The sequence below is a fragment of the Rhodococcus sp. 1168 genome (genome assembly GCF_002091955.1).
Classification (GTDB): Bacteria; Actinomycetota; Actinomycetes; order Mycobacteriales; family Mycobacteriaceae; genus Rhodococcoides.
This window is the reverse complement of record NZ_MKKY01000072.1, coordinates 170,146-192,622: the sequence shown is the minus strand read 5'-3', so window position 1 is coordinate 192,622 and position 22,477 is coordinate 170,146. Positions and strand designations below refer to the sequence as shown.

Below are 22,477 nucleotides of genomic sequence, written 5' to 3'. Positions count from 1 at the left end.
ACACTCCGACGAAGTCGAGCGTGCCACTCCCCTTCCACATCGCGAATCAGTAGCCTCTGTGGCACACCAGCAACAGCAGACACTTTCGTTACAAGTCAAACAAAAAGTGAGGCCGAGTTGGTCGCGCGATACCGGCTGATCCGAATCTGCAAGCGGAATGTGAGCAAGTCGACACCGAACCGTTGCAGTAGGAGTAGTGAACCGGCCACGCAGTTGTGCATCTAGCGGTAGAACAGGTTCATGACGTTCGTGATTCTCCAACCCTGCTGCAACGACGCATCGTGCGTCGATGTGTGTCCAGTCGACTGTATTCACCCCACGCCGGACGAACCGGGCTTCATGACCTCGGAGATGCTGCACATCGATCCGGACACTTGTATCGATTGTGGTGCTTGTGTGGACGAATGCCCCGTCGACGCCATCCGCGCCGACCACGAATTGGAGCCCGAACAAGAGCGATACCTCGGGATCAATGCCAACTACTTCCAATTCCACCCGATGCAGAGCAATGGGTACAACGCGGTCGGTTCGCCATTCAAAGGCGTCGACTTCACTGGCCGAAGAATTGCCGTCGTCGGATCGGGCCCTGCGGCGTTTTATGCCGCCACCGAACTCGCGTCCATCCGCGGTATCGAGGTCGAGATGTACGACCGCCTGTTGACCCCGTACGGGCTCGTTCGTGCGGGCGTAGCACCGGATCATCCAGGCACCAAGGCGGTGACCGATCTCTTCCGCGCGGTCGGCGGCAAGAAGTCGGTACGGATCCATCTCGGCGTCGAGATCGGCACCGAGATCTCGCACGAGGAACTTCTCGAACACCACGATGCGGTCATCTACGCGACGGGTGCCTCCAACGATCGACGCCTCGGAATCCCAGGGGAAGATCTTCCCGGCTCTCACGCAGCTGCCGAGTTCGTCGGGTGGTACAACGGCCATCCCGACTACGCCGACCGCAGCTACGACCTGACGAGCGAAAGAGCAGTCATCGTAGGCAACGGAAACGTCGCCCTCGACATCGCTCGTGTTCTGCTGGTTTCACCGGCCGAACTCGAGAACACCGATATCGCCGACCACGCGTTGGAGGCCTTGCGAGGCAGCAAGATCCGCGAGGTGGTAGTTCTGGGTCGACGCGGGTCCGCCCAGGCGGCATACACCAACCCCGAATTGATCGGGTTGATGAATGCTGCCGACATCGACATCGTGTTGTCAGCCGACGAAGCCGAACCAGATGCCACCACACTGGCGGCTCTGGAAGCAGGCACCGCCGAACCCTCCACCGCGTTGAAGGTGGAACTGGCTCGCGAGATTGCAGCCGGAGCCAGCCATGGAGCCGAACCGAACCGGAAGCGCATAGTCCTTCGTTTCTGTGTTTCCCCTGACGAGATACTCGGAGAAGAATCGGTAACCTCTGTTCGTCTGATACACAACGAACTGCGGACCGATGAGTCCGGCACGGTGAAAGCCGAGCGAACCTCGACCGAAGAGATGCTCGACACCGGTCTGATTCTGCGCTCGGTCGGTTATCACGGAAGCGAGATACCAGGCGTTCCGTTCGATTCCGGTGTCGGCGTGATTCCCAACAAAGAAGGCCGCGTGATCGACAATGCAGGCGAACCGGTTTCCGGAACCTATGCAACAGGCTGGATAAAGCGCGGGCCCACCGGCGTGATCGGAACCAACAAGAAGTGTGCAGCCGAGACTGTTCGGAGCCTACTGGAAGACATAGCGGCGGACCGTCTTCCTCGCTCCCGCGCGGATCGAGCGGAACTCGACCTATTGCTGGAGAAGAAAGCACCCGACGCACTGGACTTTCCCGCGTGGGCACGCATCGACAAAGCAGAGGTTTCGGCTGGAAAAGACGCTGGGCGTCCTCGCGTGAAGTTCGTCGGCTTGGACGAGATGAGACTCGCAGCTCAGCCTCCGAGTACGGATCTATCCTGATTCCAATAATTCGGCTTCGAGAACTTGTTCGTCGATATCGTAGATTTCTACTGGACAATCGAATACATGAACTTCGGATACACGGTCGCTGATATGGAATATTCGAGGGTTCGGTCGTATAGTTTCCTGAGTTCTACGCGGATTCATCCCGATTGATCATTGGAGACCTCCAGAATGGCCAAGAAAGTTTATGTTCAACTGGTCGACGATATCGACGACAAGCCGATCGACTCCGGCGGAGAGCACATAAGCTATTCCGTCAACGGCGTCAGCTACGAAATCGACCTCAGCGACAAGAACGCCATAGAGTTCCACCGCAAGCTCGATTACTACATCGAACACTCGGCCCGTGTCGGCGGCAAACGGCCCAAGAAGGCCGTCGGTGCCACCTCGTCCGGCCAAAAGCGCGATGCCAATCAGACGAAGGCTATCCGCGAGTGGGCAAGATCCAACGGATACACCATTTCGGCACGGGGCCGAATTCCTTCGGACGTAGAGAACGCATTCGACGCTGCTCACTGACCCGGGGCTGCAGCACGTCTGGGTAAGTAAATGGGGGTCACCACGAGGTGGCCCCCATTTACTCGTTCATCGCCACAAACAGCGCAAGCCCTGACCAGAATCACCGGTCAGGGCTTGCGTGTACTTCCTTCAGGACGAACTCGGTGGAGCTAAGGGGACTCGAACCCCTGACCCCCACACTGCCAGTGTGGTGCGCTACCAGCTGCGCCATAGCCCCGTACTGCACACCCGCGCTGTTCTGCGGTTGCTCGAACGAAGTTACACCATGGCCGCACACTGCTACAAATCCGCTGCTGGGACAGCAACTGCCCGATCAGCCGATCGATTCGATCCAGGAAGAGTCACGGAGAGCATCGACGACCTGACCATCGACGAGAACACCGGGGGTTCCGGCTGCGCCGGCCGCGGACAGGGCTTCACGGGCGCTCTCCGCATCTGCTGCGGCCACTTCGGTCATCGCGCCGGACAGAATGCACTGCGTGGTCGCCTCTGCTGCGCCACCCTTCTGGGCAAGGTCGGCGAGTTCGGTGTCGGTGCGGTCGGAATCACCGTTTTCTTCGGGTTGGAATTCTGTGCCGAACAGTCCCGCGTGAAATGCCGAATAAACGATGGCATTCTCCGATGCGGCTACACAATGAGACGCAGCAACCGCCCGACTCGAGTAGCTACCGCTCGCCGAAGAAGCGTCCAGTTGAGGAAGAACAACCAGGTGATATCGGACGGCTACCGCACCGTCGTCGATCTTCTGGGCCAACTCCTGGCCGTGCTCGACTTCCAGATCACCGCAGAAGGGACACATCGGATCTTCGAACAGGTCGACGACCGGTGCGGCATTTGCTACTGCGAGCTGGACTACGCCATCGGGAAGAACCGTCAATTCCACATTCGCATTTTTGACCGTGCCGTAGCCGTCGTTGCGCGGGGTGTCACTGCCGCGCTGCCACATGACCGCCACGACGACGACCACAGCGACCACGAGTACCGCCACCGCGGCCAGAACGTACGTAGAGGTACTGGACGTCGGTTGTGGGGTGTACTTCGCACTCGATGTTCTTTTTTGGCTCACGGTGGAAATAGTACGGAGCGCTACCCGGCCGAGGCGCGAGGTGCCGGGAAGCACTTCATTGCTTACGGGCAGCAGCTCTTGCCGCGCTCGCCGTATCCGTCACGAACAGCCACCACACCGCCGCCGCGAGCAGAATCGCCCCGGACATCACGAAGGCCGTTCCGTAGGAGTAGTACTCGACCACTGCGCCGGCGACGATGGGGCCGAGAATTGCCCCGACGTCGGATGCCATTTGGAATGTCGAGAGAACCGGACCACCGCGTGCACGGGAGCCGATGATGTCGGCCACCGAGGCCTGCTGCGCCGGTGTCATCAAACCGGATCCGAAACCCGCAACGAAGGAGGCGATCATGAACAGCGCCACGTTATCCGTCAGACCGATGGCTGCGGTTCCCACACCCGCAACGATGAGGCCTGCGACGACGAATGGTTTTCGCCCGCGGACGTCGGAAAGTCGTCCGGAGGTGATCAGCACGAGGGCATTTCCAACGGCGAACACCGCCAGCGCCACTGCAGCCACTGCAGCCGAGCGGTCGAGCACCGCAACGACGAACAGCGGAACCAACGCAACGCGAACACCGAACACTGCCCACCCCGTCGCGAAATTCGAGGAAAGAGCAGCCCGGTAGGCGGGCACTTTCAACGCAGCGCGCAGCGACATCATCGGTACTGCAGAATCGTGCTCGGATTCGGTCGAATCGACGTTGCCAAGGCTGAAGAAGACGACCGCAGCCGCGATGATCAGAGCGATTGCGTAGATGATGAAGGGTGCTCGTAAACCCAATCCGACGACCGCGCCGCCGACGAGCGGGCCACCGATCGACCCCATCAGGAAGCTCGTCGCGTAGAACCCTGATACGCGTCCGCGGCTGTCCGCCGGACTCATTCGGATGAGAAGACCCAAAGCCGACACCGTGAACATTGTCGAGCCGATACCGCCGAGCCCCCGGAAGATCAGGAGCTGCCAATAGGTTTGGGAGAATGCGCAGGCGCCGGTCGATGCAGCCACGATCAACAGACCTGCCAGGTACACCGGTCGCTCACCGAGCTTCTGCACCAAAAGACCGCTGGCAGGCGCGAACAACAGTCGCATCGCCGCAAACACGCTGATGACCGCCGACGCAGCGACGACACCGACACCGAATTCGGTGGCGAACTGTGGAATGACCGGTGCGACGATGCCGAATCCGAGAGCAATCACGAAGCTCGCCGAGATCAGGACCCAGATTTGCGACGGCAGTGCGCCGCCCTTCACACCGTCGGTCGGTTTCGGAGCTGTCACGATCGGTCGAGTGCCTGCGACACCAGTTCTCTCGCAGCGGTCTGAACCTGCGCGAGATGATCTTCGCCCTTGAACGATTCGGCGTAGATCTTGTAGACATCCTCGGTTCCCGATGGACGTGCGGCGAACCACGCGTTTTCGGTGGTCACCTTCAGTCCCCCGATCGCGCCGCCGTTACCTGGTGCGGTAGTCAGTGTGGCCGTGATCTTCTCCCCCGCAAGTTCGGTTGCCGTGACCTGGTCGGCGGAGAGCTTCGCCAGGACGGCCTTCTCCTCACGGGAAGCCGGCGCGTCGACCCGTGCGTACACGGGACTGCCGTACTGCGCAGTGAAGTCGGCGTAGCGCTGGGACGGCGTTTTGCCCGTGACAGCGGTGATCTCGGAGGCGAGCAGCGCGAGAATGATGCCGTCCTTGTCCGTCGTCCATACCCGCCCGTCGGTTCGCAGGAACGACGCTCCCGCCGACTCCTCGCCGCCGAATCCGAGACTGCCGTCGAGGAGTCCAGGCACGAACCATTTGAATCCGACAGGGACCTCGAGCAAGTCTTTACCGAGGCCTGCGACGACACGATCGATCATCGAAGACGACACCAAGGTCTTTCCGACCTTGCAGTTCGGCGGCCAGCCGGTCCGGTGGGTGAAGAGGTAGTCGATTGCAACGGCCAGGTAGTGATTGGGATTCATCAGACCACCGTCAGGTGTCACCACTCCGTGGCGGTCCGAGTCGGCGTCGTTTCCCGTGGAGATGTCGTACGAGTTCCGTGCTGCGATCAACGACGCCATCGCGTTGGGAGACGAACAATCCATTCGGATCTTTCCGTCGGTATCGAGCGTCATGAAGCGAAAAGTCGCGTCGACGAGTGGATTGACGACAGTGAGGTCGAGGTTGTGACGCTCGGCTATCGCCTGCCAATAGTCGACACTCGCACCACCGAGCGGATCGGCACCGATGCGCACCCCGGCCGACCTGATCGCGTCGAGATCTACGACATTCGGCAGATCCTCGACGTAAGTTCCAAGGAAGTCGTACTTGTCCACCGAGGTATTGAGTGCGGTCGCCAACGACACACGCTTCACACCTGCCAGTCCACCTCGCAGAAGCTCGTTCGCACGGTCCGCGATCACGGACGTAGCGTCACTGTCCGCGGGGCCACCGTGCGGAGGGTTGTACTTGAAACCGCCGTCACGCGGCGGATTGTGTGAAGGTGTGACGACGATGCCGTCGGCCTTGGCCGAAGATCCGGTCGAGTTGTAGCGCAGAATCGCGTGACTGACTGCGGGCGTCGGCGTATAGCGATCTCCGGAGTCGACGAGAACCGAAACATCGTTTGCGGCAAGAACTTCCAACGCGGTGGTCCAGGCGGGCTCGGACAGTGCGTGCGTGTCACGACCGATGAACATCGGGCCGGCGATGCCCTGCGCCGCGCGGTATTCGACGATCGCCTGCGTCGTTGCGAGAATATGGGCCTCGTTGAACGCCGTATCCAGGCTCGATCCGCGGTGACCGGACGTCCCGAAAACGACGTGTTGGCCCGGATCCGACATGTCCGGAGTACGCGAGTAGTAGGCCGTGACCAGCTGCGCGAGATCGACGAGATCCTCAGGCAGAGCAATGGAACCAGCTCGTTCGTGCGCCATGATGCGCCTCCTTCTTGTCGCAGAGTCAACTCCCGGACAACACTAGTTCCCCGGCGATGATTCGCGTCGGCGCACCTGCGATCCGGCGACGTGTACAGAGATGCGGAGCGCCAAGGAGACTGGCATACAGAAAAACGCCGGGCCGCTCGAGAGCTGGTGCTCTTGTGCGGCCCGGCGTCTGCGTGGAGCTGCCGGGAATCGAACCCGGGTCCTCTGCTGCATTGCCAGGGCTTCTCCGTGTGCAGTCTGCTATGCCTCTACTTGGATCTCCCGATCTCGCAAACAAGCCAGGATGACGATCCCAGCCACTGTTTGATTTTCCTCATCACTCCGTGGCCGAGTGAATCGGTAAGCCCTCTAGCTGATGCCAGTACCCGGACCGAGGGCAAACCCGGACTGACAGACACGCAGTCGCTACTTAGGCAGCGAGTGCGTAGTCGCGCTGATTGGAATCGGCGCTTATATTTTTGCGATGACGCTTACGGTGGTCTCTCGCCTGCACCGACACGCTTCCCCTGACTCAACATACAAAGTCGAAACCGTTCAGCCCCGTATGTTCCGAAACACTGTGCTCCGGCTTGTCAGTGTAACGCGTGCGCCGAGCAGAATCATCCCGATACCCATCGGGATACCAACCGCGGTGCGTCAGGCGCGGTCGACCTGCCCGACGACCGCCTGCAACGTACGGCCCAGCAGGACCTTGCGGGCCGGCAGTGACCCGTACCAGAACACTCTCCCTGCGAGTCCGCGTGGGAAGAAATAGGTTCGCTGTTCGAGTCGAGTGCCACCACCCGCCGATATCACTCGGTAGTGCATCCGCGCGTCGCCAGGCAGTGATGCGGTAGACCGCAACCGCACCTCACCCGAGTTTTCCCCGTCACGGTCCTCCCGACGCCAACCCTTCAATTCACCTGATTCGACAGCGCCTCGCAGTCGACTACGGATCTCGCTGGGCCCGCTACCGAGAAATACGCTGCGGTTGTCGCGATAGACGACCTCGCCTGCCCACGTCGGATCGGTCGGCAGTGGATCGGACGGTTGCGCCGAGTCGGAGTCGGACCACGTCGTTTCGGTCTCCCCTTCCTCGATGTTCCGCAGCGCGAGACGAACGGAGTCTCGATACGAGGTCAGACCACCTGCAGGTCGAGGGATGATCGAATCGACGTCCATTTCGTGTGCGACGGCGTCGAATTGCAAAGATTCGATGAGTGGCATGGCCAGTCCGCGCGGGATCGGGGTGACCAGTCCGATCCAATGGCCGGCGAGACGCGGCGTCAACACCGGCAGCACCACCATCCGACGCTGGCGCAGCCCGGCCACTCCTGCGTAAATGTTCATCATTTCGCCGTACTCCATGACGTCGGGGCCTCCGACGTCGAACGTTCGGCTCTCCTTCAGATCGGCCTCAGCGGCACCGATGAGGTAGTGGAGCATATCTCGCACCGCTATCGGCTGAATCCTGTTGTGCACCCATCTCGGCGTAGTCATGACCGGTAGACGGTTCGTCAGGTGCCGGATCATCTCGAACGACGCCGATCCCGAACCGATCACGACGCCAGCCTGGAGCACCAGGGTGGGGACCGAGGATTCGATGAGAATCCGACCTACTTCGGCGCGAGATTGCAGATGCTCCGACAGCTGGCCGTCGGTGGGGTGCAATCCGCCGAGGTAGACGATTCTTCCCACTCCGCTTTCAGCGGCGACCTCGGCGACGTTCTCGGCGCCGGCACGCTCGGCGTCCGCAAAATTGTCGTGGCCTACCGAGCCCATCGAGTGGACGAGGTAGTAGACGACGTCGACGTCCGCGAACGCAGCCTTCAGAGAATCTCGATCGTTGAGGTCACCCTGCGCGATCTCGACGTCGTCTGCCCACGGAACACCGTCCAGCTTGTCAGGGTTACGCGCCAACACTCGCACTGTGTAACCAGCGTCGAGAAGCCGCGGAGCGAGGCGTCCTCCGAGATAGCCCGTCGCTCCGGTGACAAGCACGCGAAGCGGGGTCGAGTCGATGTTGGCGGTCATCAACCCCTGATACCCCCGTAGTGGGTGATTCAACCGGGATCGGCACGGCAATCATGTGCACCCAACCGGAATCGGACCATCACGCGACGGCGATCATCCCGACCGCACCGAGAGCTATGACCATTCCGATCTGCTGCAGACGACCAACACGCTCGCCGAGCATGACCATCGCCAACAGCACCGTCGCCGCCGGATACAGCGACGCGATGACGCTGACAAGCGAGAGCATCCCACCCTGGTAGGCGTAGAGCAGCGCGGCGTTCGCGACGACGTCGAGCACGCCGACGAACGCCGCGAGTTTCAGAACACTTCCATGGGTGGCGGAAAAGTGGCCGGTTGCCAAGGCGACGCTCCACACCACGGCGGTCGCCGAGGCTCGCGACGCGGCTAGTGGCCACAGCCCAGACCCTTCACCGATCTGATGGAGACAGATGAACGCCATCGCGAAAGTGATGCCCGAGCCGACCGTGAGCCAGGCGACCGTACGAGTGAATCTCATGTCGCGACCGCCCGCCACCTCGCCAGTCGCCTCGTCCGGCGACTCCTTGCTCACCAAGACGACCGCAACGAGTGCAAGGGCAATTCCGCAAAATGCGAGTATGCCGGGTCTTTCGCCGATCAGGAGCCCAGCGAGCACTGGTATACCGGCGACGAGGACGGCCGTCAGCGGCGACACGACGGCCATCGGTCCCGACGCCAGAGCGAGATAGAACCACCACACGGCAAGTCCCCCGGCGACACCGGACGCCAGCCCCCACAGCATCGGAACCAACGACACGGTGCCGCCGACGAATGGGGCTATCAGCAAGACGACGACCAAAGAGAACGGGTAAGAAACGATGACGACCCGAAGTGCGGCTACCCGCCTCGATGCGACTCCGCCGACGAAGTCGCTGACTCCATAGCCGACGGCTGCGACGAGCGCGAGCAGGATTGCTGTCAGCGCATACCCTTGATACGACGTCCGAGTTCGCGCGTCACCTCGCGCTCGGCGGTGCGGCGCGCCAAGTCCTGACGCTTGTCGTAATCCTGTTTACCTCTGGCCAAGGCCAGTTCGACCTTGACCTTGCCATCGGAAAAATACATCGACAGCGGGACGATCGTCAGGCTCCCTTCCTTGACCTTGCCCGCCAGTCGTTCGATTTCTCGCTTATGTAGAAGAAGCTTCCGAGTGCGCCTCGGTGCATGGTTGGTCCAGCTGCCCTGCGTGTACTCGGGGATGTGCAGTCCGCGGAGCCACACCTCACCGTCATCCACAGTCGCAAAAGCGTCGGCCAGGGATGCTTTGCCTTCGCGAAGACTCTTCACTTCGGTTCCGACAAGGGCGACACCGGCCTCGTAGACATCGAGGATCGCATAGTTGTGTCGCGCTTTTCGGTTGGTCGCGATGGCCTTACGGCCCTTCTCTCTCACTGCAGGGCCCTTTCTCGAACGCGGGAAGGCGTGTGCGTTCGTTTACACAGCCGCTCCAGCATAGAACCGGTGCGCAATCGGTTTTCTTCCGGCCGGAGCGGAGCCCGCGGAGTGACCAGAATCAGCCGGAGCGGAGCCCGCGGAGTGACCAGAATCAGCCGGAGCGGAGCCCGCGGAGTGACCAGAATCAGCCGGAGCGGATCTATTCTCTGACGTAGAGGCGCAGCGTGATGTAGGCAGTCACGGCCGCCATACCGATTCCGACGAGGGCCAGGAACGGTGATACCAGCAGCACGTCGCTGTTGGAGATACGCGCGAGAATGTTGGCTTCGTATACGTCGGCGAGTACGTCGTCTATGAAGATGTTCTTGGCACCGAACAGTCCTGCGATTGCGAGTGCCGATCCGATGATCGCCGCGACGACGGCCTCGAGCAGGAACGGTAACTGCGTGTACCACCGTGTTGCGCCGACCAGTCGCATGATCCCGACCTCGGTACGCCTGGTGAACGCCGCAATCTGAACCATGTTGGCAATCAATAGAACTGCGGCGATCGCCTGCACGATGGCGATAGCGAAGGCGGCGTTGCGTACCCCGTTCAACACACTGAAGAGCCGCTCGACCAGGTCGCGTTGGTTGAGCACGCTCTGCACTCCTGGACGGTCGGCAAAGTTGTCGTTGATGACGCCGAACCGCTCGGGATCGCTCAACTTCACTTTGAACGACGCTGGGAAGCTGTCCGGGCTGACCAACTGTGCCAACTCGGGTTGGTCCTTGAAGACACGTTCGGTCGCGTCCTTGACCGCGTCATCCCGGTTCAGGTATTCGACGGACACGACTGAGGGGGTCGACTCCAGGTCGCTACGAAGCGCCGCGCATGTTTCTTGCGCGCACTCCGGGTCGGTCGCGGAAATGTCGTCGGTGAGGAATATCTGCACCTCGACGCGATCGAGAAAGATCTGTTGCGTTTTTCCTGCCATCTGCACGACCAGCAGACCGCCGCCGAACAGGCCGAGCGAGATCGCGGTCGTGAGAATCATGGCGATTGTCATGGTGATGTTGCGGCGAAGTCCGGTCAGAACCTCACTGAAAATAAAACTTGCGCGCATCGCGGAATCCGGGCCCTTCGGTGTGTGCGGTCGAGAAGGTCATGTCAGCCGGCGTGCCGGCGGGAGTGGAGCCTGCGGAACGACCCGAAGGCTGCGGGAGTGGAGCCTGCGGAACGACCCGAAGGCTGCGGGAGTGGAGCCTGCGGAACGACCCGAAGGCTGCGGGAGTGGAGCCTGCGGAACGACCCGCTGTCCAGGAGTGGAGCCTGCGGAACGACCGGAGACGCTATCTGCCCACGCCGTAGACCCCGCGAGCCTCGTCTCGCACCACTCGGCCGTTGTCCAGTTCCACGACGCGTCGCCGCATCGAGTCGACGATGTGATTGTCATGGGTAGCCATGAGGACAGTCGTGCCGGTTCGGTTGATCCGCTCGAGCAGCATCATGATGTCTTGGCTGGTGTCGGGATCGAGGTTTCCGGTCGGCTCGTCGGCCAGGAGAACCAGCGGTCGGTTGACGAATGCGCGTGCGATCGCGACGCGTTGTTGTTCGCCGCCGGACAGTTCGGAGGGCAAGCGATCGGACTTACCGCCGAGCCCGACCAGTTCGAGAACCTCGGGCACTGTCCGCTTGATCATCGAGCGCGGCTTGCCGATGACTTCCAAGGCGAATGCGACGTTCTCGACGACGGTTTTTTGCTGGAGCAGCCGGAAGTCCTGGAAAACACACCCCATGCTCTGCCGCAACCGTGGAACCCGCCGTGACGAGAGCCGATTGACGTGAAAGTCCGCTACGTGGATGTCCCCTGAGGTCGGACTCTCTTCCTTCAAAAGAAGGCGCATGAACGTCGACTTGCCCGAACCGGAAGGGCCGATGAGAAAGACGAACTCGCCCTTGTCCACGGAAACGGTCACGTTGTCCAGAGCAGGCCTGGTCGACGTCTTGTACGACTTGGACACATTCGTGGTGCTGATCACGGCTCGCAGTGTAGTCCTTACCGGCGGGTAGCCGACCGAAGTGAGGACCGCGATTCGAATGTCATGGGGTGCTCGACGGGGCTGAGGTGGTAGGCGCCTGTGGATACAGCGATCGCAGTTGCGGAGGAACGGTGATACCTGGCAAATAGGTGGGAACCTGCGAGGTCGTACTGCCCGATTCTCCGGTCGACGACCCTGGCTCTCTTTGCTGCCCCGGTTGCCGCTGCTGCCCAGGCTCCTCCGGTGTGCCGCTTGTGTCCGACGGGTCTTGCGATGTCGTGGAGTCGCCGCTCGGCGATGGCGGGACGCTGCTCGACGGCGGTAGGGATTCTGGAACGTCGCTCGGGAGACGGTTCTGGTATTGACCGGTGTCGACCGGAGTCGGGCCGGTCACCGCTCCTTCCGGCTCAGGCCGTACCTGACCGTAGAGCAGTGCGGTCAGCACGAAACAGATTCCGAGGGCCACTGTCGAAGTCCGAGCACGCCCGAAGATTCGCGAGGGAATCTTCCAGTGGCGCGTCCAACGATCGGTTTCGGTGTTCGCTTCGGTCATCTGTCCGCCCCTCGATCGCCTTGGGCAGAGTCGGGTGCGACTCCGGCAGTCGAGATGTCCGGGGCCACACTGATTCCCTCGGGCTGCAACGCTGCTGCCACCCGAACACGCAGTTCGCGTCCGACCTGAAATTGCTTGCCCGGCAACGTTCTCGCCACCAGGCGCACATGCACCAGATCGACTTCGATGCTCTCCACACCCATCACGGTGGGCTCGTCGAGCAGCAATTTTCGCAGTCTGGCGTCGGCGAAGGCAGCGTGCCCGACGCGTCGCAGAATTTCGTTGACGTGCGTGAGGTCGGCAGTGGAAGGAATCGGAACATCGACCACCGCCCGTGCCCAGTCTTTCGACAGGTTGATCGCTTTGACGATCTGCCCGTTCGGAACGGTGATCACTTCACCGTCCACGCTACGAACCCGCGTGACACGCAACGTGACGTCCTCGACGGTCCCCTCGGCATCTTCTGCCGAGCCGAGGACGGCGATCTGTACGACATCACCGAACCCGTACTGCCGTTCGGTGATGATGAAGAACCCGGCGAGAATGTCCTGCACTACGCGCTGCGCGCCGAAGCCGAGCGCTGCACCCAGGACGGTTGCGGGTGCGACGAGCGAGGTGACGGCAAATCCGAAGCGTCGGAGAACTTCGATGGTGACGAGTATGTAGACGATGGCGACCGCAACCCAGGTGATCACTTGAGCGAGTGCGTGCCGGTGCTTGGCTGCCTCGGACCGGACCAGCGCGTCGCTGTGCTGGTAGTTCGAGTCGATCCGCGTGGTGATTCTTGATCCGGTCCAGCTGATCAACCTGGCCACCAGCATGCCGCCGAGTATGTACAGCACGATTTCCAAACCGCGGCCGCTGAGCCACAGTTGAAGATCGTCCGGTATTCCTGAAGAGAGAGCGTGCACCGCACTGCCAGCTGTCATGTAGGTCTACTCCTCCCCCCGCATACGCCAGCGAATGCCGGCTTCCAGGAAACCGTCGATGTCGCCGTCGAGCACTGTGGAGGGATTGTTCACCTCGTACTCGGTGCGCAGATCCTTCACCATCTGATACGGATGCAGAACGTAGGAACGCATCTGGTTGCCCCACGAGCTACCGCCGTCGCCCTTGAGCGCGTCCATCTCGGCCCGCTCTTCTTTGCGCTTGACCTCGAGGAGTTTGGCTTGCAACACGCGCATCGCGGACACCTTGTTCTGCAGCTGCGACTTTTCGTTCTGACACGTCACGACGATGCCGGTCGGAATATGCGTCAATCGCACGGCGGAGTCGGTGGTGTTGACGGACTGACCACCCGGACCACTGGACCGGTAGACGTCGACACGGATGTCGTTCTCGGGAATCTCGATGTGGTCGGTGGTCTCGACTACCGGCAGGACCTCTACCTCGGCGAAGGAAGTTTGACGTCGTCCCTGGTTGTCGAACGGGCTGATTCGAACCAGCCGGTGCGTTCCCTGCTCGACCGAGAGCGTGCCGTACGTATATGGGCCCTTGATCGCGAACGTCGCACTCTTGATGCCCGCTTCTTCGGCGTACGACGTGTCGTAGACCTCGACACCGTATCCATGCTTTTCGGCCCACCGTATGTACATGCGCATGAGCATCTCGGCCCAGTCGGCCGCGTCGATTCCGCCGGCGCCGGAACGAATGTTGACTAGCGCCTCACGCTCGTCGTATTCACCGGACAGCAGCGTCCGGACTTCGGCGGCAGCAATGTCTTCTCGCAACGCGGCGCGCTCGGCGTCGGCATCCGCCGTCGCGGACACCTCGGCTTCACCTTCTTCGCCCTCTGCCAGTTCGTACAGAACCGGGAGGTCGTCGAGCCGTTGTCGCAGCGCCTCCGCACGGCGCAGTTCCGCCTGTGCGTGCGAGAGCGCACTGGTCACCTGCTGAGCGTGGTCCTGGTCGTTCCACAGGTCCGGCGACACAGCTTGATGCTCCAACTCGTTGATCCGTCTGCGCAGCTCCTCGACGTCGAGGACAGACTCGATCGTGGTGAGGGTGATGTCGAGTTCGGCTAGGTCTGCGGAAACGTCAGGATGCACGAGAGCCAAGGTTACCGGCACCGTCGACGGCGCGGAGACAGCCGCCCGATCCTGGCGGTGCCGCGCCTGAACTCGGCATGACGGAAGTCGACCCCGATCGAGCCCCCAGCAGGCCCGCGGCAGTTGCGAGCATAATCTTTCGCGCCATCATTCGGACGGCATCGCTATGTCCGGCACGACCCCGGACTTTCCCAAGGCATCGACTGACGAGGGTGACGGGGACTGCGTCGACACCCTTAGTCTTGTTCGCGTGACCGATTACGCTGCCGACCTCCGACTCGCGCTTGCCATGGCCGACGACGCCGACTCCATCACGCGGAATCGATTTCTCGCCCTGGACCTCGAAGTCGATGACAAACCGGACCTGACCCCGGTCAGCGACGCGGATCTGGCCGTCGAACATCAACTCAGGTCTGTGCTGACCGAGCAACGCCCCGATGATGCAGTGCTAGGTGAAGAATTTGGCGGTGATGTGGCACTGAAGGGACGCCAGTGGGTGATCGACCCTATCGACGGCACCAAGAACTTCGTTCGCGGTGTTCCGATCTGGGCAACACTCATCTCACTGCTGAACGACGGCGTCCCGGTCGTCGGCGTCATCAGCGCACCGGCACTGAACCGGAGGTGGTGGGCCTCGGAGTCCGAAGGCGCGTTCACCGACTTCGACAACGGCTCGCCCCGACGACTCGGTGTTTCGGCGGTGCGGGAACTGTCTTCGGCCAGTTTGAGCTTCGCCAGCCTCTCTGGCTGGTTGGAGCGTGGGGTACGCGAGGAGTTCATCTCGTTGACTGATGATGTGTGGCGAGTGCGCGGCTACGGCGACTTCTTCTCCTATTGCCTGGTGGCAGAGGGCGCTCTGGATATTGCAGCCGAGCCGGAGGTCTCGTTGTGGGACCTGGCACCGCTGGACATTCTCGTACGCGAGGCCGGTGGCAAGTTCTCCTCGGTCGAGGGCCGACCGGGTCCTCACGGCGGCAGTGCTGTTGCGACCAACGGACTTCTTCAGGACGAGGTCGTTCGCCGTCTGCGCTGAGACATGAGGACGACGGTGCTGCGGTGTTCGGATGCCGCCGCACTGGCGCTGACGTGCGGCGACCGCCAACAACTTACTCAGGAGTAGACAGCTATCTTACCCGGGAGTAAGATAGTCCGAGTCCGAGCCCGACACCGAGAAACAGCTGGTGATCATGAGCAAGCAAGACAGTGTGACCGAAACGAAGCGCAAAGCGCCTCGCGACACGTCCGCGGTTGGCCTCAATCCGTTCAAACGAGATGCCATCGGCACCGCTATGCGCGTGCTCACGGCAATCACCGGATCCGAGCTGGCAGAGAAGTACAACCTCCGCCAAACAATCGACCGCGTCACCTACGAGAGCACCAAGAGCGGGTTCAAGACCCTCGGTGCTGCAACTCGTACGTTCGCGAAGGCGACCGGTAACGAGAAGCCGAAGCGCCTCGACGACTCAGCTACCAAGAACCTCGGATACTTCGACCTGACTCCCGACGACGAGCAGCGCATGATCGTCGAGACCGTCAGGGAATTCGCCGAGGAAATTCTGCGGCCCGCAGCATTCGATTCGGATGCCTCCGCATCCTCTCCAGAGGACCTCGTTCGCAGATCCGCCGAACTCGGCATCACGTTGATCAACGTGCCGGAGGAGCTCGACGGCGCGGCCTCCGAGCGCGGTGCCGTGACCAACTCCCTGGTTGCCGAAGCATTGGCGCACGGAGACATGGGACTGGCACTGCCCATTCTGGCGCCCAGCGGAGTTGCCGTTGCACTCACCCAGTGGGGCACCGACGCCCAGCAGAAAACCTATCTTCCCGCATTCGTCGGCGACAAGGTGCCCAATGCAGCCGTCGTCGTCAACGAGCCTCGCGCCTTGTTCGACCCATTCGCCTTGGCTACCAAGGCAGTTCGCTCGCCCAGCGGCTTCAAGCTCAACGGCGTCAAAAGCCTTGTTCCCGCGGCCGCAAGTTCCGAATTGTTCATCGTCGCCGCCGAACTGGAGGGCCGCCCAGCCTTCTTCATCGTCGAGTCCGATTCCAAAGGCCTTGTCGTCGAAGCCGATCCGAGCATGGGCCTGCGGGCCGCAGGCCTCGGACGGTTGATCCTGACCGACGTCGCCCTCCCGGAGTCCGCACTGCTCGGCGACGGAGATTCGGACCAGCATGCGCTCGACTACGCCGATGCCATCAGCCTTGCTCGCCTCGGCTGGTCTTCCCTCGCAGTCGGTGCCAGCCAAGCAGTTCTCGACTACGTCATCCCGTATGTCAACGAGCGTGAGGCGTTCGGTGAACCCATCAGCAATCGCCAGGCCGTCGCTTTCATGGTCGCCAATATCGCCATCGAGCTGGACGGCATGCGGTTGGTCACCCTCCGCGGTGCGTCGCGTGCGGAGCAGGGACTGTCGTTCGCCCGCGAAGCCGCTCTCGCACGTCGCCTCGCGTCGGAAAAGGGTATGCAAATCGGTTCGGACGGAGTCCAACTCCTCGGCGGGCACGGCTTCACCAAGGAGCACCCGGTAGAACGTTGGTACCGCGATCTTCGCGCCATCGGCACTGCCGAGGGCATCGTCCTCATCTGATTCGCGCCCACCTTGAAGAAAATGACCCAAGGACATACACGATGATCAATCTCGAACTACCCAAAAAGCTTCGGGTGCAGGCGAATCAAGCGCACCAGGTGGCGGCCGAGATCTTCCGTCCGATCTCGCGCAAGTACGACCTCGCCGAGCACGAATACCCGGTCGAACTCGACACCATGGCGTCCATGATCGAGGGAATGTCCGACGCAGGCAACGATATCGGTGGCGCAGCAGGTGGACGGCAAAAAGACAGCGAGTCCGCACCCAAGCCCAGCAAGACCTCCAATGCCAACGGCGGAAACATGTCCGCACTGATCAACGTCATCGAGACCTGCTGGGGCGACGTCGGATTGACGTTGTCCATCCCCTATCAGGGACTCGGCAACTCGGCTATCGCCGCAGTGTCCACCGACGAGCAACTCGAACGATTCGGCAAGGTATGGGCTTCCATGGCCATCACCGAACCAAGCTTCGGATCCGACTCGGCAGCCGTGACCACCACCGCAGTTCTCGACGGCGACGAGTGGGTTCTCAACGGCGAGAAGATCTACGTGACCGCTGGTGAGCGCTCGAGCCACATCGTAGTATGGGCGACCGTGGACAAGTCGAAGGGACGCGCAGCGATCAAATCATTCGTCGTACCGCGCGATGCCCCAGGGCTGAGTGTGGCCCGCCTCGAACACAAGCTCGGAATCAAAGCCTCCGACACAGCAGCGCTGCTCTTCGAAAACTGTCGGATTCCGAAGGACAATCTCCTCGGAAACCCAGAAGTGGATGTGGACAAAGGGTTCGCGGGCGTCATGCAGACGTTCGACAACACGCGACCACTCGTAGCCGGTATGGCGATCGGCGTAGCCAGGGCTGCCCTGGAAGAGCTGCGGTCGATTCTGACCGACGCCGGTGTCGATATCTCGTACACCACACCGGCATACAACCAGCATGCCGCTGCAGCCGAGTTCTTGCGACTCGAAGCGGACTGGGAGGCATCTCACCTCCTCGCACTCCGAGCAGCCTGGATGGCAGACAACAAGCAGCCGAACTCGCTTCAAGCTTCGATGGCCAAAGCGAAAGCCGGCCGTTCGGCAACCGATATCACGCTCAAAGCCGTCGAGCTGGCCGGGACATCTGGATACTCGGAACGACTTCTCCTGGAAAAGTGGAGCCGAGACTCGAAGATCCTCGACATCTTCGAAGGAACGCAGCAGATTCAGCAATTGATCGTCGCCCGTCGCGTGCTGGGAAAGACGTCGGCAACGCTGAAGTAGTCGTTTCAGACAGCATTCCCGAACAAACCCGTGGTCGGCTCGAGTCGACCACGGGTTTTTTGCGTCCCTGCAGAACTATCGTCGGTAGATGTGCGGCGGGAAATTTTCTGCCACAGTGTCGAAATCGTTGAACGCCGTTCGTCGTCACCATGTAAGACAACGAACGTGCCGAACAAGGCACCGCTGATACAAGGAGACGAACCATGAAGTACATGCTGCTGATCAACGCGCCGAGCGCGGATTTCGACAACGGTTGCTCGGTGGAGGACTGGATGCAGTTCGGTAAGGAAATGCAGGATGCAGGCGTGTGGGTTGCCGGCCACGCCCTCGCAGATCTCACGACGGCGACAACAGTGCAGGTCGACTCGTCCGGGCAGCGCAGCATCACGGACGGGCCGTTTGCGGAGACGCGAGAGGTATTGGGCGGGTTCGAGGTCATCGATGTGCCGGATCTGGACGCCGCGCTCGATTGGGCCGAACGGTGCCCGGGTTCTCACGGAGGTGGTTCGGTAGTCGTACGACCGATCGCCGACTTCTGAGACTGTCTCTATGAGTCAAAGATCGGAACTCTCCGTCGAAGCGGTGTTCCGCGAAGAATATGGGCAACTCCTGGCAACGCTCGTGGGGCGATTCGGCGATCTGGATTTGGCCGAAGACGCTACCTCCGATGCGCTGGAGGCCGCTTTGAGCCGATGGCCGGTCGATGGCGTCCCCTCGAGACCCGGCGCTTGGCTACTGACCACCGCCCGGCGTCGGGCCGTGGACAGACTTCGACGCGATCAGACCTACGCCGCCAAACTCGCCGTACTTCAGCTTGAGCAAGATCGCGCATTTCAGGCCCCGTCCGCCGATCCCGTCGACGGCGGTCTGCCCGACGAGCGTCTCCAACTCTTCTTCACCTGTGCGCATCCCGCGCTGGTACCGGACGATCGAATTGCTCTCACACTGCGCTGTCTGGTCGGAATGACCACAACCGAGGTTGCGCGCGCCTTTTTGATTCCTTCGTCGACGGCCGGACAGCGAATCTCCAGGGCCAAGAACAAAATCCGGGTCGCACGGATTCCTTTCCGCGTCCCGGATCGACATGAAATGGCGCAACGGTTGCCCGGAGTTCTGCAGGTCGTGTATTCGATCTTCACCGAGGGCTACGCAGCGTCGTCCGGCGAAAGCCTGCTCCGAACAGATCTGGCCGACGAAGCACTACGACTCGGCCGGATTCTGCATGGCCTGCTTCCGGCCGAGCGTGAAGTTACCGGGCTGCTCTCGCTCATGCTCTGCACTCACGCCCGGCATCCGGCACGCGCAGGCAAAGACGGTGAGATGGTGATGCTCGAACAACAGGACCGTCGGTTATGGGACCGCGACATGATCGACGAAGGGCGCACATTGGTGGTACTCGCTCTCACCGGCGGCTCCCCTGGGCCGTACGGCGTTCAAGCAGCCATTGCGGCCTTGCACGACGAAGCTACCGATGCCGAGAGCACGGATTGGCGTCAGATCGCAGAGTTGTACGGCGTGCTGGCGACGATCACGCCGTCGCCGATCGTCTCTCTCAACAGGGCGGCGGCTATCGCAATGTCCGAGGGTCCCAGCGCAGGCCTGGAAGTGATGGAAACGTTGTCCACCGAGCCCTTGCTACAGAACTACTATCCATATCCTGCCGCCCGAGCGGATCTCCTCGCACGGCTCGAACGCTGGTCGGAAGCTGCTCGATGGTTCGAACGCGCACTCGGCCTCGCCGGCTCCGAACCCGAGCAGAGATTTGTCCAGCGCAGACTGGCCGCGTGCTATCGCAACGCGCCGACTCCGGAAGACACCCCTGGATTCTGACACTTGTCCGCATCCCTGAATCGAACACCAGTGCGACTCCAGGATTGACGCTTTCACCCCGGAGTGAACTGAATCACACTATGATCAAGACCGCAGGGTGCTGGTCCACGGTCTTCGACCCACCTGCAAGCGAAGCAGTTTCGGCACGACGCACGATCTCGAGGGGATGATCATGTCGGTCAAACACAGCATGGTTCGACACCGCACGCTGTCACACATTATCGAAGGAGCCGGTGCAGTACGCGTCATGAATCGAGCGGGACTCATACCGTTTCCGCGACTGGATCGAGGAATCGCATCGATCCGTGCAGTAGGTAAGTACGGACCCTTCGCCGGTCCGGTCCACGCGCACGCCGCGGCGGGCGTCACCACAACCGCTCTCGTCGACGAGATGGGGTCGATGTCGTACATCGACCTCGAGCAGCAGTCCAACGCGCTCGTCCGAGGTTGGATGAATGCAGGCGTCGGAGCGGGATCCGTCATGGGCGTCATGGCCCGCAATCACCGGGGGCTCGTGCTCACCATGCTGGCCGCTGCGAAAGGAGGCATCCGGCTCGTGATGATGAACACCGGTTTCGCTCCCCCGCAATTGGCCGACGTCGCAGTCCGCGAGCAGGTCGGCACCTTCGTGTACGACGAGGAGTTCGCCCCTGTCGCGGCCGTTCTCGCACCCGAGGTGAAGGCTTTTCTAAGCTGGTCCGACTCGCCGAATCCCGCAATCGCCACCCTAGCCGACGTGGCGAAAGGACAAACCACCTTGCCTGTCCCGGCACCGACGGCGCAAGGAGGGTTCGTTCTACTGACAAGTGGCACGACCGGAACGCCGAAAGGCGCTCCCCGAAATCACACGTCCCCGTTGGCGTCGGCGCAGTTCCTGGATCGGGTTCCACTGCGCCGCGGACAGACGATGGTGATGGCAGCTCCTGCTTTCCACGGAACCGGCGTCTCACAATTCGCACTGGCTCTGGCACTGTGCAACACCGTGGTGATGCATCGGAAATTCGATCCAGAAAACACTCTCGCGCTGGTCGCCCGTCATTCCGCGGACTCCTTGGTGTTGGTTCCGACGATGCTGCAACGGATTGTCGATCTCCCGCCCGCTGTACTCGCGAAGTACGACACATCCTCTCTACGAATAGTTTTCGCAGCAGGATCGGCCATCTCACCCGACTTGAGCCGTCGTACGACCGAGGCGTTCGGGCACGTTCTGCATAATCTTTACGGATCCACCGAGGTCGCAGTTGCCACCGTCGCAACACCCGAGGATCTTGCGGTGGCACCCGGCACTGCGGGTCGGCCACCCGTTACGTGCCACGTCGAACTGTTCGACAACGACGGACGACGCGTGACCGACGTCGGAGCAGTCGGCCGGATCTTCGTCTCGAGCGGACTGAGCTTTTCCGGCTACACCGATGGACGTGACAAGGAGCGGATCGACGGAATGCTGTCGACCGGTGACGTCGGACACTTCGACGAGAATGGCCTGCTGTTCGTCGACGGACGCGACGACGACATGATCGTCTCGGGCGGTGAGAACGTCTACCCACTGGAAGTGGAGAACTTGCTTGCCGAACGTCCGGATGTCGTCGAGGCCGCGGTGATCGGAGTCGCTGATCCGGATTTCGGACATCGCCTCAAGGCCTTCATCGTCCCAACGGACGACTCGACGCGAAATGCAGACGAGATTGTGAGCTACGTGAAGTCGAACCTGGCTCGGTACAAGGTTCCACGCGAAATCGTGTTCCTCGACGAGTTGCCCAGAAACGCTACCGGCAAAATCCTGCGGCGGGCTCTGACGGAGCATGCCGGCCCGGTTGCCGGCGTGAACGATCTACGGACCGAGAAGACCTGGTAACGGATCGACCAGATGCCGAACGGACTGAACTGAGTTTAAAAAGAACTAAAGCCGGTACCCGTAGTGGGTACCGGCTTTAGTTCTTAGTAGCGGGGACAGGATTTGAACCTGCGACCTCTGGGTTATGAGCCCAGCGAGCTACCGAGCTGCTCCACCCCGCGATGTAGGACCTAAGTTACCGGACCATCTGGAACGAAAGCAAATCGCTTCTACCGGTGAAGCGAGACCTGGACTCTCGGCACTACGAGAAAACCGGACGCGGTCCCTTCACGGCATTTATCCAACACAATGAGTCCGAAACTTGTTGGACACGCCGGTTCAGTAGACCGAATACGGTGCTCTGAGTCACTCAAACTACGTGATGTATAGCACATAACGAGCACGTAACGATGTGGATACGAAATGGTCCCGACCGCTCCCCAGCAGCGGAA

At 61.3% G+C, this 22,477-nt stretch carries 19 protein-coding genes, 2 tRNA genes and 1 other RNA gene; 8 read left to right on the top strand and 14 right to left on the bottom strand.

Annotated elements, in window-relative coordinates:
- Positions 1-240 precede the first annotated feature (240 nt).
- Together BJI47_RS15065 and BJI47_RS15060 are read left to right on the top strand one after the other, a co-directional pair.
- Complete coding sequence (locus BJI47_RS15065; protein WP_088944452.1) at positions 241-1,941, top strand: FAD-dependent oxidoreductase; 1,701 nt, start codon at positions 241-243, stop codon at positions 1,939-1,941.
- Between the two features lie 174 nt (positions 1,942-2,115).
- Positions 2,116-2,463, top strand: coding sequence for an Lsr2 family protein (locus tag BJI47_RS15060; protein ID WP_088944451.1), 348 nt, complete (start codon positions 2,116-2,118; stop codon positions 2,461-2,463).
- Positions 2,464-2,607: 144 nt separating this feature from the next.
- On the opposite strand, the gene BJI47_RS15055 is transcribed toward BJI47_RS15060, so the two are convergent.
- The 13 genes from BJI47_RS15055 to prfB form a co-directional block, all read right to left on the bottom strand.
- Positions 2,608-2,680, bottom strand: a tRNA-Ala gene (locus BJI47_RS15055).
- A gap of 96 nt (positions 2,681-2,776) precedes the next feature.
- Positions 2,777-3,529 (bottom strand): thioredoxin domain-containing protein, encoded by a 753-nt coding sequence (locus BJI47_RS15050; RefSeq protein ID WP_176224874.1) that lies wholly within the window; start codon positions 3,527-3,529, stop codon positions 2,777-2,779.
- Between the two features lie 55 nt (positions 3,530-3,584).
- Positions 3,585-4,811, bottom strand: coding sequence for an MFS transporter (locus BJI47_RS15045; protein WP_254900614.1), 1,227 nt, complete (start codon positions 4,809-4,811; stop codon positions 3,585-3,587).
- Positions 4,808-6,448 (bottom strand): phosphoglucomutase (alpha-D-glucose-1,6-bisphosphate-dependent), encoded by a 1,641-nt coding sequence (gene pgm, locus BJI47_RS15040; protein WP_088944450.1) that lies wholly within the window; start codon positions 6,446-6,448, stop codon positions 4,808-4,810. The genes BJI47_RS15045 and pgm overlap by 4 nt, the downstream gene beginning before the upstream one ends.
- A gap of 180 nt (positions 6,449-6,628) precedes the next feature.
- Positions 6,629-6,999, bottom strand: a transfer-messenger RNA (tmRNA) gene (gene ssrA / locus BJI47_RS15035).
- Positions 7,000-7,093: 94 nt separating this feature from the next.
- Positions 7,094-8,470: an NAD(P)H-binding protein gene (locus tag BJI47_RS15030; protein ID WP_088944449.1), complete on the bottom strand. Its 1,377-nt coding sequence runs from the start codon at positions 8,468-8,470 to the stop codon at positions 7,094-7,096.
- 79 nt (positions 8,471-8,549) lie between these two features.
- Positions 8,550-9,401, bottom strand: coding sequence for a DMT family transporter (locus BJI47_RS15025; RefSeq protein ID WP_088944448.1), 852 nt, complete (start codon positions 9,399-9,401; stop codon positions 8,550-8,552).
- 8 nt (positions 9,402-9,409) lie between these two features.
- Entirely contained in the window at positions 9,410-9,883 is a 474-nt protein-coding gene (gene smpB / locus BJI47_RS15020; RefSeq protein ID WP_084346912.1) for an SsrA-binding protein SmpB, read from the bottom strand.
- A gap of 202 nt (positions 9,884-10,085) precedes the next feature.
- Positions 10,086-10,991: a permease-like cell division protein FtsX gene (ftsX, locus tag BJI47_RS15015; RefSeq protein ID WP_084346911.1), complete on the bottom strand. Its 906-nt coding sequence runs from the start codon at positions 10,989-10,991 to the stop codon at positions 10,086-10,088.
- Between the two features lie 226 nt (positions 10,992-11,217).
- Positions 11,218-11,907, bottom strand: coding sequence for a cell division ATP-binding protein FtsE (gene ftsE / locus BJI47_RS15010; protein ID WP_088944447.1), 690 nt, complete (start codon positions 11,905-11,907; stop codon positions 11,218-11,220).
- Between the two features lie 61 nt (positions 11,908-11,968).
- Positions 11,969-12,460 carry a hypothetical protein gene (locus BJI47_RS15005; protein WP_088944446.1) on the bottom strand — a complete coding sequence of 164 codons (492 nt, stop codon included), beginning with the start codon at positions 12,458-12,460 and terminating at the stop codon, positions 11,969-11,971.
- Complete coding sequence (locus BJI47_RS15000) at positions 12,457-13,389, bottom strand: mechanosensitive ion channel family protein (RefSeq protein ID WP_176224873.1); 933 nt, start codon at positions 13,387-13,389, stop codon at positions 12,457-12,459. Before BJI47_RS15000 ends, BJI47_RS15005 begins: the two co-directional genes overlap by 4 nt.
- Positions 13,390-13,395: 6 nt before the next feature.
- Complete coding sequence (gene prfB, locus BJI47_RS14995) at positions 13,396-14,508, bottom strand: peptide chain release factor 2 (protein WP_088944445.1); 1,113 nt, start codon at positions 14,506-14,508, stop codon at positions 13,396-13,398.
- A 250-nt stretch (positions 14,509-14,758) separates the two neighbouring features.
- Between prfB and hisN the strand changes: the two genes are divergently transcribed.
- From hisN to BJI47_RS14965, 6 genes are all read left to right on the top strand, one after another.
- Positions 14,759-15,541: a histidinol-phosphatase gene (gene hisN / locus BJI47_RS14990; RefSeq protein WP_088944657.1), complete on the top strand. Its 783-nt coding sequence runs from the start codon at positions 14,759-14,761 to the stop codon at positions 15,539-15,541.
- A gap of 148 nt (positions 15,542-15,689) precedes the next feature.
- A complete protein-coding gene (locus BJI47_RS14985) occupies positions 15,690-17,096 on the top strand; it encodes an acyl-CoA dehydrogenase family protein (protein WP_088944444.1) in 1,407 nt (468 codons plus the stop codon).
- 41 nt (positions 17,097-17,137) lie between these two features.
- Complete coding sequence (locus BJI47_RS14980) at positions 17,138-18,361, top strand: acyl-CoA dehydrogenase family protein (protein ID WP_088944443.1); 1,224 nt, start codon at positions 17,138-17,140, stop codon at positions 18,359-18,361.
- A gap of 203 nt (positions 18,362-18,564) precedes the next feature.
- Entirely contained in the window at positions 18,565-18,900 is a 336-nt protein-coding gene (locus BJI47_RS14975) for a YciI family protein (protein WP_088944442.1), read from the top strand.
- Positions 18,901-18,910: 10 nt separating this feature from the next.
- Entirely contained in the window at positions 18,911-20,191 is a 1,281-nt protein-coding gene (locus BJI47_RS14970; protein ID WP_088944441.1) for an RNA polymerase sigma factor, read from the top strand.
- Between the two features lie 190 nt (positions 20,192-20,381).
- Positions 20,382-22,046, top strand: a complete 1,665-nt coding sequence (locus tag BJI47_RS14965; RefSeq protein ID WP_088944656.1) for an acyl-CoA synthetase — start codon at positions 20,382-20,384, stop codon at positions 22,044-22,046.
- 87 nt (positions 22,047-22,133) lie between these two features.
- On the opposite strand, the gene BJI47_RS14960 is transcribed toward BJI47_RS14965, so the two are convergent.
- Positions 22,134-22,207 (bottom strand) — tRNA-Met (locus tag BJI47_RS14960).
- Positions 22,208-22,477: the final 270 nt, after the last annotated feature.

What these genes read in the sequence shown, in the direction of transcription:
- BJI47_RS15065 (WP_088944452.1), top strand. Translation starts at nt 241, where the DNA reads ATGACGTTCGTGATTCTCCAACCCTGCTGCAACGACGCATCGTGCGTC.
- BJI47_RS15060 (WP_088944451.1), top strand. Translation starts at nt 2,116, where the DNA reads ATGGCCAAGAAAGTTTATGTTCAACTGGTCGACGATATCGACGACAAG.
- pgm (WP_088944450.1), bottom strand. Translation starts at nt 6,448, where the DNA reads ATGGCGCACGAACGAGCTGGTTCCATTGCTCTGCCTGAGGATCTCGTC.
- BJI47_RS15030 (WP_088944449.1), bottom strand. Translation starts at nt 8,470, where the DNA reads ATGACCGCCAACATCGACTCGACCCCGCTTCGCGTGCTTGTCACCGGA.
- ftsX (WP_084346911.1), bottom strand. Translation starts at nt 10,991, where the DNA reads ATGCGCGCAAGTTTTATTTTCAGTGAGGTTCTGACCGGACTTCGCCGC.
- BJI47_RS15005 (WP_088944446.1), bottom strand. Translation starts at nt 12,460, where the DNA reads ATGACCGAAGCGAACACCGAAACCGATCGTTGGACGCGCCACTGGAAG.
- BJI47_RS15000 (WP_176224873.1), bottom strand. Translation starts at nt 13,389, where the DNA reads ATGACAGCTGGCAGTGCGGTGCACGCTCTCTCTTCAGGAATACCGGAC.
- BJI47_RS14980 (WP_088944443.1), top strand. Translation starts at nt 17,138, where the DNA reads ATGATCAATCTCGAACTACCCAAAAAGCTTCGGGTGCAGGCGAATCAA.
- BJI47_RS14975 (WP_088944442.1), top strand. Translation starts at nt 18,565, where the DNA reads ATGAAGTACATGCTGCTGATCAACGCGCCGAGCGCGGATTTCGACAAC.
- BJI47_RS14970 (WP_088944441.1), top strand. Translation starts at nt 18,911, where the DNA reads ATGAGTCAAAGATCGGAACTCTCCGTCGAAGCGGTGTTCCGCGAAGAA.
- BJI47_RS14965 (WP_088944656.1), top strand. Translation starts at nt 20,382, where the DNA reads ATGGTTCGACACCGCACGCTGTCACACATTATCGAAGGAGCCGGTGCA.